Here is a 15,254-nt window from a genome sequence, read left to right as displayed (position 1 = left end):
CCCCTATCCCCGAGCGGCCAAAGCCTCTCGATAGATTGCCATTACCTCCTGGGCCATGCGCTGGGAAGAAAAGCGCTCCTCCACCCGCTTCCTCCCCGCCTCTCCCATCTCTCGCGCCCTATCCGGCGACTCCAGCAAGGAGAGCAGGGCCCGGGCCAAGGCCTGGGCGTCTCCCGGCGGGACGAGATACCCCGTCCGGCCTTCCTGCACCACTTCCGGTATCCCCCCCACCGCCGTGGCCACCACCGGCTTCCCCGCCGCCATGGCCTCCAGCAGCGCCAGCGGGAGACCCTCGGAGAGAGAAGGGAGGACGAAAATATCGATGACCTTCAGGATAGAAGGGATCTCCTCTGGGGGCCGGTAGCCGGCAAAAACGACCAGGTGAGAAAGGCCGAGGGCGCGCGCTTTATCCTCCAACTCCTGGCGCAACGGCCCGTCTCCCACGATGAGCCACCCCGGCCGGAGCTCGGCCGGCAAGAGGGCCAAGGCTTCCAGGAGGCAGGGGAGCCCCTTCTGAGGAACCAGCCGGGCCACCGTTCCCAAAAGGGGAACCCCGGCAGGCAAGGGAAGCTCCCGGAGGATGGTGGGGAAGAGAACCCCCAGGGTGAAGGGAGTAAGGTCGATGCCGTTGGGTATCACCACCACCTTTTCGGAAGGCAGGTGGAACTTGGTCACGAGCTCCGCCCGCAGGGCCTGCGAGACGGCGATGACTTTAAAGGTCCGGCGGCTCAGAAAGGCCTCTATGCGGGCCAAGAACCTCTGCTTCCCCGAACCCTCGCCGAAGAAAAGGGAGTTGTGTATTGTCAAAACGATTGAAGGGGGCGGCCGCAAAAGCCAGCCCACCAGCCCTCCTATAAGCCCCGCCTTGAAGCCGTGTAAGTGAAGGAGGGAAAAGTTTTCCCGACGCAGCAAGGAAAGGAGGGAAAAAACAGCCTTCACATCCTCCCACGGAGCCAGCTCCCCCCTCAAAGCCAGGGGATAAGTGGGAACTCCTAAGGAGGCTACTTCGTCCAGTAGCTCCCCCGGCGGCCCGGCCACGGCGGGGGCAAAGAAAGAGTAGTCGGTATGGCGTAAGAGCTCTATGAGATGGCGCTTCATGCCGCCAGCCGCCGGCCTTATGACGTGCAGTATACGAAATCTTTCGTCCTTCTTAACCGAGCAAGATCTCATAAACCGGAATTTCTCCTGCTTCCTGGCGCAGTTGCGCCACTGTCTTCTGCGGGTAGGACCGAAGATCGGTCACCCCTATATAAGCCTGCCAGAAGGGGAAGAGCTTTTCTCGCTCCCTACCCACCACCACATCCTCCCACCGGTGGCCAAAAAAGCGGGCGAATTCTCGCTTTACCTCATCTAGGCTGGGAGCCTCGGGCACTTCCACCCATATCTTTACCACCTTGCCCGTGGCCACGGCCACGTGGGGCAGAGCTCAGGTGGGAGTGCAGAGGTAGATGGTGACCTCCTCGGCACCTCGATCCAGCAGGCGCAACAGCACCTCTTTATCCCCGCTACCGAAGGCTGCTAAGCCCTGCCCTCTTGCGATCTGATAAGCGGCCAAGAGGTCCTCACAGGTAAGCGTCCCCACCAGCCAAGCCTTCATTCCCCCACCTCTTACTTGCGCCGCTGGCGCAGCTCCTCGAAAACCTCGTGCAACCCTACTCCCTCGGCCGCCAACAGCACCAGCAGATGGTAAACGAGGTCGGCCGCCTCTTTCACCACTTCCTCGTGACGGTGGTTCTTGGCCGCCAAGATGACCTCCATAGCCTCCTCGCTCACCTTCCGCAGAATGGTGTCCAGTCCCTTGTCGAAGAGGTAGGTGGTGTAGGCCCCAGGCGGGCGGTTGCGCTTCCGGTCCAGTACCACATCGAAAACCTCTTCCAGGATGCTGCTGCTACATATGCAGACCGGCCGTTCTTCCGGCTCCTTCTTGGGAGGGAGTTGAGCTGGCGGACGCCGATCGCCGTAGACGTCGGCCGGGTCGAAAGCCGGCTGCCCCACCAGGGCTACCCGGCCGTCGGGCTCGATGCGGTAGTGGAAGCAGCTCTTGTAGCCTTCGTGGCAGGCCGCGCCGTGTTGCCGCACCTTTATGAGCAGGGCATCCGCGTCGCAGTCGAAGTAAACCTCGTCCACTTCTTGGATGTTGCCGGAGGTCTCCCCCTTGTGCCAGAGACGTTGGCGGCTGCGGCTGTAGAACCAGGTCTGCCCGGAAGTCAGAGTCTTAGCCAGAGCCTCCTTGTTCATGTAAGCCAGCATCAGGACCTCGTTGGTCCTGCTGTCCTGGATGATGGCCGGTATGAGGCCCTGCGCGTCGAACTTGAACCGGTCCAAATTGAAAGCCACTTTCCGCGCCCCCTCAAAGCCGCACGGTGACCCCGCGCGCGGCCAGGTATTCCTTTACCTGCCTTATAGAGTACACCCCGAAGTGGAAAAGGGAAGCCGCCAGGACAGCGTCCGCTCTGCCCTCCGTCAAAGCTTCCGCGAAGTGCTCCAATTTCCCCGCCCCTCCGGAAGCAATAACGGGAACGGGAACCGCCTCCGCCACCGCCCGGGTGAGCTCCAGGTCGTAACCCTCTTTGGTCCCGTCCCGGTCCATGCTGGTAAGCAGAATTTCACCTGCTCCCAGCTCCACCACCCGGCGGGCCCAAGCTACGGCGTCAAGCCCGGTTGGGGTACGGCCTCCGTGGATGTAAACCTCCCAGCGCCCCGGGCCAACCCGACGCGCGTCTATGGCCACCACCACGCACTGGCGGCCGAACTGCTCCGCCGCCTGGGAGATGAGCTCCGGATTTCTAACGGCGGCGGTGTTGATCGCCACCTTATCGGCCCCGGCGGCCAAGATATTCCTTACGTCCTCCAGCGTCTTTATTCCTCCTCCCACCGTGAAGGGGATAAAGATCTTTTCCGCCACCCGTTTTACCACGTCGCGCATTATTTCCCGGCCTTCTGCCGAGGCGGTTATGTCCAAGAAAACGAGCTCATCCGCCCCTTCCCGATCGTAAAGCGCAGCCAGCTCCACCGGATCCCCGGCATCCCTTAAAGAGACGAATCTTACCCCTTTAACCACCCGCCCCTTGTCCACATCCAGGCAAGGTATGATGCGCTTAGCCAGCATTCCCCTCTTCCTCCATTAAACGCAAAGCCTCTTTGAGGTCGATCCTGCCGTCGTAAAGGGCCTTTCCTACGATGACCCCCTCCACCCCCAGGGGGGCCAGCTTCTTAAGGTCCATGAGGTCCTCCAGCCTGCTCACCCCGCCGGAGGCTATGACCCTGAGCCCGGGGTTGAAGCGGGCGAACTCGGCCACCGCCGCCACATTGGGCCCCTTGAGGGTGCCGTCCCGCTTAATATCGGTGAAGATCACCCGCGTCACCCCCAAAAGCCTTAACTCCCGGCCGAAGGTCAGGGCGTCTACCATAGTGACTTCTTCCCATCCCTTAACGGCCACCCTCCCCTCGCGGGCGTCCACGCTGACTGCTATCCGGTCCTTCCCGAAAGAGTTTAGAAGCTCCTGCAGAAGCCCCTTCTCCCTGACCGCGGCCGTGCCTAGGATGATGCGGGCCGCCCCCAAGGCAAAAATCTTCTCTGCAGTTTCCCGGCTCCTTATTCCTCCCCCCACCTGCACGGGTATGCTCACCGCGCGGATAATCGCGGCCATCGCATCCAGGTTGGCAGGTTCCCCCCGGAAGGCGCCATCAAGATCCACTACGTGCAGCCACTTGGCCCCCGCCGCCTGGAAGCTGAGGGCCACCTCCACCGGGTCGGAAGAGTAGACCACCTCAAGCGCGGCCTTTCCCTCCACCAGCCGGACGCAGCGGCCCCCTTTGAGGTCTATAGCCGGTATCACCAGCATGACTCCGCCATCCTTCCGAAGTTTTCTAAAAGCTTGAGCCCCCACTCCCCCGATTTTTCCGGGTGAAACTGCACCCCGAAGACCCTTCCCTTCTCCAGCGCCACCGCAAAGGGAAAAGAGTAATCTGTGACCGCTACCACCGAGCTTTCGTCCTCCGGGGCAACGTAGAAGGAATGGGCGAAATAGAACCAGGAGCCGTCCGGGATGCCCTCAAATAAAGGAGAAGGGCGCTTAAGCTCTACTTTATTCCATCCCATGTGCGGCACCTTAAGCCCGGCCGGCAGCCGGCGCACCCTACCGGGAAAGTAGCCCAGTCCCTCTTCCCCTTCTCCTTCTTCGCTGGAGGAGAGCAAAAGGTGCAGTCCCAGGCAGATTCCCAGCAGGGGCTTGCCCTCAGCCAGGGCTTCCCGCAGAGCCTCCCAGCAGTTCTGCGCCTTAAGGTAAACCACCGCCGCGGCGAAAGCCCCCACCCCCGGCAGAACGATCCCCCGAGCCCCCTTCAGTTTCCTTGGCTCGGCCGTGACCTCCACTTTAAAGCCCGAAGTCTCCAGGGCCTTGGCCACGCTGCGCAGGTTTCCCCTGCCATAATCGACCACTGCAATCAGGATCAAAGCACCCCTTTAGTAGAAGGAATTTCACCGCCATGCGGCTGGAGGCCCACCGCCTGGCCCAGCGCCAGGCCGCAGGCTTTGAAAAGGGCTTCGGCCGCGTGGTGGGTGTTTTCCGCCGCTAAGATGCGCAGGTGAAGCGTGATCCGCGCGTTGAGGGCAAGGGAGCGAAAGAACTCCGGGATAACCTCCACATCTAAGCCCCCTACCTGCGCCGCCGGGAAAGATCCTTGCCAGTAAAAGCCCCCCCTGCCGCTCACGTCCACCGCCGCCAGCACCAGCGCCTCGTCCATGGGGAGGAGGGTATGTCCGAAGCGGGCGATCCCCTCCCTGCTCCCTAAAGCCTCCTCCAAAGCCTTGCCGAGGACTATGCCCACGTCCTCCACCGTATGGTGGGCGTCCACCTCCAGGTCTCCTTTGGCCCTCACCTTCAGATCAAAGCCGCTAAAACGGGTGAAGGCTTCCAGCATGTGGTTGAAAAAGCCTATGCCGGTGTCCACCTCTGCTCGCCCCCGCCCGTCTAGGCAAAGCTCCACCCGCACCTCGGTCTCCTTAGTCTTGCGGGATGCCTCGGCCCGACGCAAGATCTACACCCCCCGTACTTTGATCGCCCGCGCGTGGGCTACCAGTCCCTCCACCTCAGCCAGAGTCGCTGCGTGCGGTGCCAGCTCCCGGAAAGCCGCCGAAGAAAGCTGGAGCACGCTGGTGCGCTTGAGAAAGTCACTCACCCCGAGAGGCGAAGCGAAGCGAGCCGTTCCTCCCGTAGGCAGGACGTGGTTGGGGCCAGCGATGTAATCCCCCATGGGGACTGGTGAGTAGGGCCCGAGGAAGACGGCTCCGGCGTGCTTCACCTGCTCCACCAGAGGAGCCGGGTCGGCCACCAGGAGTTCCAAGTGCTCGGGAGCGAAGCGGTTGACGCAGTCTAGAGCCGACGACAGATCGGGCACCAGCACCGCCCAGCTGGCCGAAAGGGCCTCCCGCGCCCCGCTGGGGGAGCCTAAAGAGCGCCACTCCTCCTCAAGCCTCCGGTTCACCTCCTCGGCCAGCTCGCTGGAGGTGGTTACCAGGAGAACGCGGGCCTGGGGGTCGTGTTCCGCCTGGGCCAGGAGGTCGGCCGCCACCCAGGCCGCAGGAGCGGTCTCGTCGGCCACCACGGCCACCTCGCTGGGACCGGCCAGAAGGTCGATCCCCACCTGGCCGAAGACCATCCGCTTGGCCAAAGTAACGTAGATGTTGCCCGGTCCCACTATCTTGTCCACTCGGGGGATGCGCTCCGTCCCGTAGGCCAGGGCCGCCACCGCCTGTGCCCCGCCTACCCGGAAGATGCGAGTTACCCCGGCCTCGCGTGCGGCCACCAGGACGTGCGGATCGATCTTCCCTTGCGGGCCGGGGGGAGTAGTCATCACGATCTCCTTTACCCCCGCCACCCGGGCCGGCACGGCGTTCATCAGCACCGAGGAGGGATAGCGTGCCCTGCCGCCGGGGACATAGATCCCCACCCGCTCCAGCGGCCGCACCAACTCCCCCCAGACCGAGCCGTCGGGCTTCACCTCGTGCCAGCTCTTGGGCACGTGCTTGGCATGGAAGTTGAAGATACGGGTGACCGCGCACTTGACGGCTGCGAGATACTCCGGGGAGACCTCTTCGTAAGCTCGGTCGATCTCCGCCGCCGTAACTTCCAGCTCCCCAGGGTGCAGGCTAACCCGATCGAAGCGGGCGGTGAAGGATAGGACCGCTTCGTCCCCCTTCTCCCTCACTTCCTGCAGGATGCTGGCCACCTGATCGGCAGCCTCGGAAGGAAAGGTGAAGCGGCGATCCAGCACTTGAGGTAAGCGGGGATCATCGTAGGTTATGATTCTGAGCACTTTTACCCCTCCAGATATTTAAGGGCCTTAAGCCCGATGTCCCGCCGGTAGTGCATTCCCGGGAAGGAGATGTGCTTTACCGCCTCATAGGCCCGCTCCCGGGCCTCCCGGACATCCTTGCCCCGGGCCGTAACTCCCAGGACCCTGCCTCCGGCGGTTAAAAACCGGCCTCCCTCGCGTCTGGTGCCGGCGTGGAAGACCATTATCCCTTCCTTATCTTCCAACTCCTCCAGCCCCTTTATCTCATCCCCCGTGCGTGCCGGGCCCGGGTAACCTGCCGCCGCCAGCACCACGCACACCGCCGCTCCAGGATGCCAGGAAAGCTTCACTTCCTCCAGCCGGCCGTCTAGCGCCGCCTCCAGCGCCTCCAGGAGGTCGCTTTCCAGCAGATAAAGGAGGGGTTGAGTTTCCGGGTCGCCGAAGCGCACGTTGAACTCAAGTACCTTGGGGCCTTCCCCGGTCAGCATGAGTCCGGCATAAAGCGCCCCCCGGTAGACCACTCCCTCGGCGGCCAGGCCTCGAACGGCGGGTTCCAGGATTTCTTTCTGAACGCGCTCCAGCATAGCTTGGTTCACCATGGGGGCCGGGGCGTAAGCCCCCATCCCGCCGGTGTTGGGCCCCTTGTCGCCGTCGTACACCGGCTTGTGATCCTGTGCCGGTAAAAGTGGCAGCACCGCCTTCCCGTCGGTAAGGGCGATGACGCTCGCCTCTTCACCTTCCAGCTTCTCCTCGATTAGCACCCTCTTTCCCGCCGCCCCAAAGACCCGGCGCACCATCATGTCCTCTATGGCCTTCTCCGCTTCCTCCACCGTGGCGGCCACCACCACCCCTTTCCCTGCCGCCAGGCCGTCCGCCTTCACCACGCAGGGAGCTCCCCAGGAGCGCACACAGGCCTTAGCCTCCTCCGGGGAAGCGAAAATTGCCGCCCGAGCGGTAGGTATACCGTAGCGCTGCATAAGCGTCTTGGCGAAAACTTTGCTGGCCTCCAAAGTCGCCGCCTGCTTAGAAGGCCCGAAAATCCTGAGCCCCGCCTGCTCCCAGAGGTCCACTATCCCTGCTGCCAGCGGAGCTTCGGGTCCCACCACGGTGAGGTCAATCTTCTCCTGCCGGGCAAAGGCGAGCAGGCCCTCCAGGTCGGTGGCCTTTATGGGCACGCAGGTGGCCAGCCTCTCGATCCCGGCGTTTCCAGGAGCGCAGTAAAGCCTCTCCACCCGGGGGCTCTGAGCCAGCTTCCATACCAAGGCGTGCTCCCTTCCCCCCCCGCCCACCACTAAAACCCGCAAACTCCTCCCCCCTTAGTGCCGGAAGTGGCGCATGCCGGTGAAGACCATGGCGATGTTGTGCTCATCGGCCACCTTTATAGACTCTTCATCCCGCACGGAGCCGCCGGGCTGGATGATAGCGGTGATCCCCGCCCGAGCGGCGAGCTCCACCGTATCGGGGAAGGGGAAGAAGGCATCGGAAGCCAGCACCGCGCCGCGTGCCCTCTCTCCCGCCTGCTCCAGGCTTATGCGCGCCGCCCCCACGCGGTTCATCTGCCCGGCTCCCACTCCCAGCACCTGCCGGTTTTTGCTCACCACTATGGCGTTGGACTTCACGTGCTTGACCACCTTGAAGGCGAAGATGAGCTCCTCCATCTCCTCCGGCGTAGGCTGGCGTTTGGTCACCACCTTCAAAGCCGCCCGATCGAGCACTTCCCGGTCGGCCTCCTGGAACAAGAGCCCGCCGTTCACCTTCCTGAGGTCGCACCAGTCGCTGCTCTGGGCGGTAAGGGGACCGGTGCGCAGAAGCCGGAGGTTGGGCTTGCTCTGGAAAAGCTTCAAAGCCTCAGGGGTGAAGTCGGGGGCGGCAATGACTTCCAGGAAGATCTCTAGCATGGCCTTGGCCGCTTCTTCATCCACCGGGCGGTTGGCCGCCACGATGCCGCCGAAGGCGGAGACGGGATCGGCTTCATAAGCCCGGCGGTAGGCTTCCGCCACCGTAGCCCCTTGGGCCACGCCGCAGGGGTTGTTGTGCTTGATGATGACCACGGTGGTCTCCTCGAACTCCCGCACCAGCTCCAAAGCCGAGTTGAGGTCTAGGATATTGTTGTAAGAAAGGGCTTTACCCTGCAGCTTTTCGGCGTTGGCGACGCAAGAGCCCTGGACCATAATGTCCCGGTAGAAAGCAGCCTGCTGGTGGGGATTTTCGCCGTACCGCAGCAGGTCTACCCGCTCGAAGGCCAGCACCAGTTCCTGGGGGAACTTCTCTCCCGGCGAGAGCGTTCCCAGGTACTGAGCGATCACAGCATCGTAAAAAGCGGTGTGGGCGAAGGCTTCCCGGGCCAGGGCCAGGCGGAAATCGTCGGTTACCTGGTCCTCCTTGAGCCGCGTCAGCACCTCCTCGTAGCGAGCAGGGTTGACCACTACTAGGACGTGCGCGTGGTTCTTGGCCGCCGCCCGGATGAGGGTGGGGCCGCCGATGTCGATCTGCTCCACCGCTTCTTCCAGGGTCACGCCGGGGCGCTCGATGGTGGCCCGGAAGGGATAAAGGTTCACTGCCACCAGGTCCACCGGCACAATGCCGTGGGCTTCCAGTTCCGCCAGTTGCTCCGGGGTCCGGCGGGCTAGAATTCCCCCGTGGATCTTAGGGTGCAGGGTTTTGACCCTCCCCCCCAGTATCTCCGGAAAGCCGGTAACTTCCTCCACGTAGACCACGGGGACACCGGCCGCTTTAAGCGCCTTGTACGTCCCGCCGGTGGAGACAATTTCCCATCCCAGAGAGGCTAGCCCCTGGGCAAACTCCACCACCCCGGTCTTGTCCGATACGCTTATGATGGCCCTTTTGGCCATTTTCCCCCTCCTCTAAAGACTTCCTTCCAGCTTAACTCCCCGCACACCCTCAACGACCCTTCCTATGCAGTAGGCCTTCTCTCCCCGCTGGGTCAGGTAGGATACGAGAGCTTCCGCCTCTTGCGCCGGCAGGATGAGCACAAACCCTATCCCCAAGTTGAAGGTGCGGCACATCTCCTCGGTGGTTATGTTACCCCGCTGCTGAATAAGCCGGAAAATAGGGGGAACCGGCCAGCTCCCCAGCTCTATCACCACGCCCAGGCCAGGAGGCAGCACCCGGGGAATGTTCTCCAAGAGACCCCCTCCGGTTATGTGCGCCATCCCGTGGACGGAGAAGCGCTCGAGCAAAGGTAAGACCAGGGGAACGTAGATGCGCGTGGGAACGAGCAGCTCCTCCCCCAGGGTGCGACCTAACTCGGGTAGGTAGGTCTCCAAAGGGCACTTCTCCATCTCGAGGAAGAGCTTGCGCACCAGACTAAACCCGTTGGCGTGCAGGCCGGAGGAAGGCAGGCCTACCACCACCTCCCCCGGGAGGATCTTCCTTCCGTCCACGATGCGGTCGCGCTCCACCACTCCCACCGCAAAGCCCGCCAGCTCCAGCTCTCCCGGAGGGTAAAAGCCCGGCATCTCTGCTGTCTCGCCTCCCAAAAGGGCGCAGCCGGCCTCCCGGCAGCCAGCGGCGATACCCGCCAGCACCGCCTCCGCCTGCTCGGGGTCGAGCTTACCCACCGCCAGGTAGTCGAGGAAAAAGAGAGGCTCGGCCCCGGTCACCAGCAGGTCGTTCACGCACATGGCCACCAAGTCTATCCCTACCGTATCGTAGCGGCGGGCCAGAAAGGCCACTTTGAGCTTGGTTCCCACCCCATCGGTGCTGGCTACCAGCACCGGGTGGCGGTAGCGGGCGGGGATAAGGGCCATTCCGGCAAATCCCCCTATCCCGGCCAGGACTTCCTCCCGGTAGGTCGAGCGGGCCAGTTCCTTTATCCGTTCCACCAACCGGTTGGCAGCGTCGATGTCCACGCCGCAGGCGGCATAGGTGAGCCTCTCCTGCAACCCTCACACCTCCAGCAGATGCGGTCTGCGGGGAGTCAAGGTTTTGCGGCAGCCGGTGACGGGAAAGGGGTAGTCGCCGGTGAAGCAGGCGGTGCAGAGGTGCCGGGCCATCTCCCCGAAGGGGCGCAGGAGCCCCTCCAGGCTGAGGTAGTAAAGCCCGTCCGCCCCTATCTTTTCCCGTATCTCCTCCCGGCTCAACCGGGCCGCGATGAGCTCCGCCTCGTCGGAAATGTCGATACCGAAGTAGCAGGGCCGGATGACCGGCGGGGAACTCAGGCAGTAGTAAACCGCAGCCGCCCCCGCCTCGCGCAGCATGCGGACAATCTTGGCGCTGGTAGTCCCCCGCACCAGCGAGTCGTCCACCAGGATCACCCGCTTCCCTGCCACCACCTCGCGCACCGGGTTGAGCTTCAAGCGCACTCCCAGCGAGCGCAGCTCCTGCGAGGGCTGGATGAAGGTGCGCCCCACATACCGATTCTTCATGAGCCCCTCCTCCAGAGGCAGGCCCGCTTCCTCCGCGTAGCCGTGCGCCGCCGCCACCCCCGAGTCGGGGACGGGAACCACCACGTCAGCCGGGGGTCGGAACTCACGTGCCAGCTGCCTCCCCAGCTCGCGCCTCACCTGTCCCACTGTGAAGCCGTCGAGCACGCTATCCGGCCGGGCGAAGTAGATGTACTCGAAAACGCAGTGGGCAAACCGGGGAGCGGCCGGACCCGCGTGGCTCACCACTCCCTCCGGCCCTATCTCCAAAATTTCTCCCGGCTTTATGTCCCGCACAAAAAGGGCGCCGATAGCGTCGAGCGCGCAAGACTCCGAGGCCACCGCCCAACCTTCCGGCAGACGGCCCAGGCACAGAGGGCGGAAGCCGTAAGGGTCGCGCACCGCGTAAAGACGCTTCTCTGAAAGGATTACCAGGGAGTAAGCCCCTTCCAGGTAGGCCATGGCGCAGCGCAAAGCCGCAGGGAAGTCCTCATCCTCCAAGAAGCGGGCGACGAGGTTGACGATGAGCTCGCTGTCGGTGGTGGTCTGGAAAATGGCGCCGGTGGCCAGGAGCTTCTGGCGCAGGAACTGAGCGTTGGAAAGGTTGCCGTTGTGGGCCAGACCCATCATCCCCTGGCTACAGTAAAAGACCAGGGGCTGGGCGTTCACCGGGTGGCTGGCGCCGGTGGTAGAGTAACGCACGTGCCCTATGGCCGCCAAGCCCCGCAAAGAGCGGAGGTGCTCCTCCCGAAAAACCTCCGGAACTAGGCCCATGCCCTTATGCAGGATCACTTGCCGGCCGTCGGCCACCGCTATGCCAGCACTCTCTTGCCCCCGGTGCTGCAAGGCGTAGAGGGCGTAATAGGTGAGCCGCGCCACGTCCTGTCCGGGAGCGAACACGCCGAAAACGCCGCACTCTTCTCGGAGCTTGTCTTTACCCCACATCTTCTTCCGATCCCACCAGACGCCGCCAGACCTCGGCGTAGGCCTCCGCCACCCCGCCCAGATCGCGGCGAAAGCGATCTTTATCCAGGCGCTCCCCCGTAGCGCGATCCCAGAAGCGGCAGGTGTCGGGAGAGATCTCGTCGGCCAAGACGAGGGTACCCTCCGCCGTTTTGCCGAACTCCAGCTTGAAGTCTACCAACAAAAGCCCTTTCTCCTCCAGGTGCCGCCGCAAGATCTCGTTGGTTCGGAGGGCCAACTCCCGCATCGTCTTAAGCTCCTCCTCCGTGGCCAGCCCCAGCACCTTAATATGGGAGCAGTTAAGCATGGGATCGCCCAAGTCGTCCCGCTTGTAGTAAAACTCCACCACCGGCGCGGGCAAGGACGCACCCTCCGGCAAACCCAATCTCTTGCTCAGGCTTCCGGCTACCACGTTCCGTACCACCACCTCCAGAGGCACAATGGTGACGGCCCGCACCAGCATCTCCCGGTCGCTCACCGTCTCGAGGTAGTGGGTGGGAATCCCTTCCTCCTCTAAAAGCTTGAAGAAGTAGGCGGAAATGAGGTTGTTGTAAACTCCCTTCCCCTCGATGATTCCCCGCTTCTTGCCGTCAAAGGCGGTGGCCTCGTCCTTAAACTCCACCAGGTATTTCCCGGGATCGTCCGTCCGGTAAACCCGCTTGGCCTTTCCCTCGTAAAGAAGCTCCTTTTTAGACAAAACGGCTCCCCCCGTAAGCAAAGTTCAGAGGCCAAAGCGCTGGTAAATCTCGTCTAAGTGTCGGAGGAAGTACCGGTAGTCGAAAAGCTCTTCGATTTCCTCCGGGCGAAGGTAGCGGCCAATCTCCTCGTCCTGAAGCAGGAGCTCTTTGAAAGAAACCCCCTTCTCCCAAGCGGCCATGGCGTTGCGCTGCACCAGCCGGTAGGCCTCCTCGCGGCTCAAGCCCTTCTCCACCAGTTTGAGCAGCACCCGCTGCGAGAAGACCAGGCCCCGGGTGTGCTCCAGATTGCGCTGCATGTTCTGGGGATAAACGTGAAGGTCGCGGACCAGCTCGGTCATCTTGTAAAGCATGTAGTCCAGCAGGGTAGTGCTGCCGGGGATAATAATCCTCTCCACCGAAGAGTGAGAAATATCCCTCTCGTGCCACAAAGCCATGTTCTCCATAGCCGCCAGGGCGTTGCCCCGCAGGATGCGGGCCAGCCCGCTTATCCGCTCGGCCACGATGGGGTTACGTTTGTGGGGCATGGCCGAGGAGCCCTTTTGTCCCGGTCGGAAAGGCTCCTCCAGCTCCCTTATCTCCGTGCGCTGCAGCCCCCTTATCTCCACGGCAAACTTCTCCAGAGAACCCCCGATTAAAGCCAGGGTGGTTAGGTACTCGGCGTGGCGGTCACGCTGCAGGATCTGAGTAGAGACACGAGCAGGCCTCAGCCCCAGGCGGCGGCAGGCCAGCTCCTCTACCCGCGGGTGGAGATTGGCGTAGGTGCCCACGGCCCCGGAAATTTTGCCCACGCTCACGGTTTCTATGGCCCGGGAGAGCCGCTCCGCCTGCCGGTCCAACTCCGCTACCCACACTAAAAACTTGAAGCCCAGCGTTATGGGTTCGGCATGCACCCCGTGCGTCCGGCCGATCATCAGCGTATCCCGGTGGCGTTTCGCCTGCTCCAGCACCGCCTCGCGCAAGGTAAAGAGGCGGTTGAGCAGGTGCTCCCCCGCCTCTTTCATGAGCAGGCTCAGAGCGGTGTCCACCACGTCGGAGGAAGTGAGCCCCAAGTGAATCCAGCGGGCCTTCTCCCCGACATACTCGGCCACACAGGTGATAAAGGCGATAACGTCGTGCCGGACCTCTTTTTCTATGGCCCTAATGCGCTCGACGTCGAAGTTGGCCCGGGCCTTTATTTCCTCCAGATCTTCCCTGGGGATCACCCCCAGCTCCGCCCAGGCCTCGCAGACCGCCAGTTCCACATCCAGCCACTTGCGGAACTTGTTTTCCTCCGACCACAGGCTTTGCATCTCCGGAAGGGTGTAGCGCGGGATCATCGCCTATCATACCCCTCTATTCCCGAAGATTGCAGGCGGGCATCCTTTTCCCCTACCTCGGCCGCCAGTCTCTCCCTGTAGGCGGCTACCCTTTTCCGCACTTCCGGATCGCTGGCGCCGATTATCTGAGCGGCTAAGACCCCGGCGTTAAAGGCTCCGTTCACCGCCACCGTCGCCACCGGTATCCCGCGAGGCATCTGGACTATGGAAAGGAGAGCGTCCAGCCCCCCCAGCGTCCCCGTTCCCACGGGAACGCCGATCACCGGCAGAGGGGTCAGGGCAGCCAGCAGACCGGGCAGGTGAGCTGCCCCTCCGGCAGCAGCTACCAGTACTTTTAAGCCGCGCTCGGCAGCGGTGCGGGCGTATTCCAGAGCCTGAAGAGGAGAGCGGTGAGCGGAGATAATCCTGACTTCGAAGGGTATCTGGAGGAGGGTGAGGGCTTCCGCCGCCCCCTTGACTACCGGCAGGTCCGAATCGCTCCCCATTACTATGCCTACCAGAGGGCCCGGCCGATTCTCCCCTTGCAAAACTATCCCCCCGCGTTCAAAAAAGAAAAACTCGACCTAGGCGGCGAAATCCGCTCAGGTCCTGGATATCTTGCCTCCTTCATTCTAACAGAGCGCTAAAATCCTTGTCAATTAAAGGCGCCTGGTTCCGGGCAGGAAGCGGTGCTGGAAGAGGCCGTCCCTGTACCCAGGACCGCTCCTACCAAGATAGCGGCGAAGCCCGCGAGCTGCCAAGAAGTAAGGCGGTCGCCCAGGAAGAGGTAGCCAATCAGGGCGGCGACGAGCGGCTCAAGGGCGGCGAGGATGGCCGCCCGTCCCGCCTCCAGGCCTTTAAGACCGGAGTTGTAAAGCCAGTAAGGTAAGACGGTGGCCAGAAGGGTCAGAGCTCCGACGCTGGCCAGCGCCGAAGGGACGGATAAGGCCCGAAATATGCCGGAAAGGGGAGCAACCGGGAGCAAAACCAGAGCGGCGAACAGAAAAGAGTAGGCGGTGACGGTAAGGGAAGGGTAATGGCGGTTAAGGAACTTGCCAAAGATGCTGTAGAGAGCGTAGCCTAAGCCGGAAAGAAGGCCGGTGGAAAAGGCAAGCGGGGAAAGCCGGAGGCCCGCCTGCTCTCCTATTCCGGCCACCAGAGCAGCGCCCGCGGTGGTGAAAAGCAGGGCCAATACCTTGGCAGCGCAGAGGGGTTCGCGGAAGAATATCCGGGCTAAGAGCACCACGAAGGCCGGTCCGGTGTAGAGGAAGGCAACGGCTACGCTCAGGGAAGCCCAGGAGATCGTAGTGAAGTAGGCCCAGTTGGGCAGGGCCAGCCCCAGAGCCCCCATGCCGGCAAAGTAAAGGAGATGCCGCGGACGAAAGCGCAGGGCGGCGGGGCAGCATAAAGCCAAGGCGCCGAAGAGGACGAAGGCCGAGGAGGCGGCCCGCGTGAAAACAATGGCCAGCGGAGGAAGACCCGCCGCGACAAGCCCGTGCACGAAAAGCCCTATCAAGCCCCACAGGGCCGCCGCCAGGGCGACGGCCAAGCGCTCGCGCATAATGATCAACACCACCTTCCTGGATTCTAACACAAAGAGTAGGGGGGTGGCCATT

Annotated in this window: 17 protein-coding genes; all 17 read right to left on the bottom strand. The window is 62.8% G+C overall.

Translation table 11 applies throughout. The features are described from left to right. Nucleotides 1-3: 3 nt before the first annotated feature. The 17 genes from DXX99_RS02020 to DXX99_RS01945 all read right to left on the bottom strand — a co-directional run bounded on the left by DXX99_RS02020 (nt 4) and on the right by DXX99_RS01945 (nt 15,199). Complete coding sequence (locus DXX99_RS02020) at nt 4-1,170, bottom strand: glycosyltransferase family 4 protein (protein ID WP_115791833.1); 1,167 nt, start codon at nt 1,168-1,170, stop codon at nt 4-6. Further along, the gene (locus DXX99_RS02015; RefSeq protein ID WP_134642928.1) at nt 1,151-1,414 is read right to left on the bottom strand and encodes a hypothetical protein; all 264 of its coding nucleotides are present in this window, start codon (nt 1,412-1,414) and stop codon (nt 1,151-1,153) included. Before DXX99_RS02015 ends, DXX99_RS02020 begins: the two co-directional genes overlap by 20 nt. A gap of 12 nt (nt 1,415-1,426) precedes the next feature. Beyond that, nucleotides 1,427-1,597 (bottom strand): hypothetical protein, encoded by a 171-nt coding sequence (locus tag DXX99_RS11415; RefSeq protein WP_165847653.1) that lies wholly within the window; start codon nt 1,595-1,597, stop codon nt 1,427-1,429. Nucleotides 1,598-1,608: 11 nt separating this feature from the next. After that, nucleotides 1,609-2,337 (bottom strand): bifunctional phosphoribosyl-AMP cyclohydrolase/phosphoribosyl-ATP diphosphatase HisIE, encoded by a 729-nt coding sequence (gene hisIE / locus DXX99_RS02010; RefSeq protein WP_115791831.1) that lies wholly within the window; start codon nt 2,335-2,337, stop codon nt 1,609-1,611. Between the two features lie 13 nt (nt 2,338-2,350). Next, nucleotides 2,351-3,109 (bottom strand): imidazole glycerol phosphate synthase subunit HisF, encoded by a 759-nt coding sequence (hisF, locus tag DXX99_RS02005; RefSeq protein WP_115791830.1) that lies wholly within the window; start codon nt 3,107-3,109, stop codon nt 2,351-2,353. Beyond that, on the bottom strand, nt 3,099-3,845 hold the full coding sequence (hisA, locus tag DXX99_RS02000) for a 1-(5-phosphoribosyl)-5-[(5-phosphoribosylamino)methylideneamino]imidazole-4-carboxamide isomerase (RefSeq protein WP_115791829.1): 747 nt from the start codon (nt 3,843-3,845) through the stop codon (nt 3,099-3,101). The genes hisF and hisA overlap by 11 nt, the downstream gene beginning before the upstream one ends. Continuing rightward, on the bottom strand, nt 3,836-4,456 hold the full coding sequence (gene hisH, locus DXX99_RS01995) for an imidazole glycerol phosphate synthase subunit HisH (RefSeq protein ID WP_115791828.1): 621 nt from the start codon (nt 4,454-4,456) through the stop codon (nt 3,836-3,838). Before hisH ends, hisA begins: the two co-directional genes overlap by 10 nt. Continuing rightward, complete coding sequence (gene hisB, locus DXX99_RS01990; protein ID WP_115791827.1) at nt 4,453-5,037, bottom strand: imidazoleglycerol-phosphate dehydratase HisB; 585 nt, start codon at nt 5,035-5,037, stop codon at nt 4,453-4,455. The genes hisH and hisB overlap by 4 nt, the downstream gene beginning before the upstream one ends. Before the next feature lie 3 nt (nt 5,038-5,040). Beyond that, nucleotides 5,041-6,318 (bottom strand): histidinol dehydrogenase, encoded by a 1,278-nt coding sequence (gene hisD, locus DXX99_RS01985; RefSeq protein ID WP_115791826.1) that lies wholly within the window; start codon nt 6,316-6,318, stop codon nt 5,041-5,043. A gap of 2 nt (nt 6,319-6,320) precedes the next feature. Continuing rightward, entirely contained in the window at nt 6,321-7,601 is a 1,281-nt protein-coding gene (gene purD / locus DXX99_RS01980) for a phosphoribosylamine--glycine ligase (protein ID WP_115791825.1), read from the bottom strand. 12 nt (nt 7,602-7,613) lie between these two features. Continuing rightward, nucleotides 7,614-9,149, bottom strand: a complete 1,536-nt coding sequence (purH, locus tag DXX99_RS01975) for a bifunctional phosphoribosylaminoimidazolecarboxamide formyltransferase/IMP cyclohydrolase (protein ID WP_115791824.1) — start codon at nt 9,147-9,149, stop codon at nt 7,614-7,616. 12 nt (nt 9,150-9,161) lie between these two features. Next, a complete protein-coding gene (gene purM, locus DXX99_RS01970) occupies nt 9,162-10,202 on the bottom strand; it encodes a phosphoribosylformylglycinamidine cyclo-ligase (RefSeq protein WP_115791823.1) in 1,041 nt (346 codons plus the stop codon). Between the two features lie 3 nt (nt 10,203-10,205). Beyond that, nucleotides 10,206-11,627 carry an amidophosphoribosyltransferase gene (gene purF / locus DXX99_RS01965; protein WP_115791822.1) on the bottom strand — a complete coding sequence of 474 codons (1,422 nt, stop codon included), beginning with the start codon at nt 11,625-11,627 and terminating at the stop codon, nt 10,206-10,208. After that, a complete protein-coding gene (gene purC, locus DXX99_RS01960; RefSeq protein WP_115791821.1) occupies nt 11,617-12,342 on the bottom strand; it encodes a phosphoribosylaminoimidazolesuccinocarboxamide synthase in 726 nt (241 codons plus the stop codon). Before purC ends, purF begins: the two co-directional genes overlap by 11 nt. A gap of 24 nt (nt 12,343-12,366) precedes the next feature. Next, the gene (purB, locus tag DXX99_RS01955; RefSeq protein WP_115791820.1) at nt 12,367-13,659 is read right to left on the bottom strand and encodes an adenylosuccinate lyase; all 1,293 of its coding nucleotides are present in this window, start codon (nt 13,657-13,659) and stop codon (nt 12,367-12,369) included. Continuing rightward, nucleotides 13,656-14,144 (bottom strand): 5-(carboxyamino)imidazole ribonucleotide mutase, encoded by a 489-nt coding sequence (gene purE, locus DXX99_RS01950; RefSeq protein ID WP_165847665.1) that lies wholly within the window; start codon nt 14,142-14,144, stop codon nt 13,656-13,658. Before purE ends, purB begins: the two co-directional genes overlap by 4 nt. A 149-nt stretch (nt 14,145-14,293) precedes the next feature. Beyond that, nucleotides 14,294-15,199 (bottom strand): DMT family transporter, encoded by a 906-nt coding sequence (locus tag DXX99_RS01945; RefSeq protein WP_165847652.1) that lies wholly within the window; start codon nt 15,197-15,199, stop codon nt 14,294-14,296. Between the last annotated feature and the right edge of the window lie 55 nt (nt 15,200-15,254).

Source organism: Ammonifex thiophilus (genome assembly GCF_003368535.1).
Classification (GTDB): domain Bacteria; phylum Bacillota; class Desulfotomaculia; order Desulfotomaculales; family Ammonificaceae; genus Ammonifex; species Ammonifex thiophilus.
Note: the sequence above shows the minus strand (reverse complement) of the source record. Positions and strands in the feature narration are given on the sequence as shown.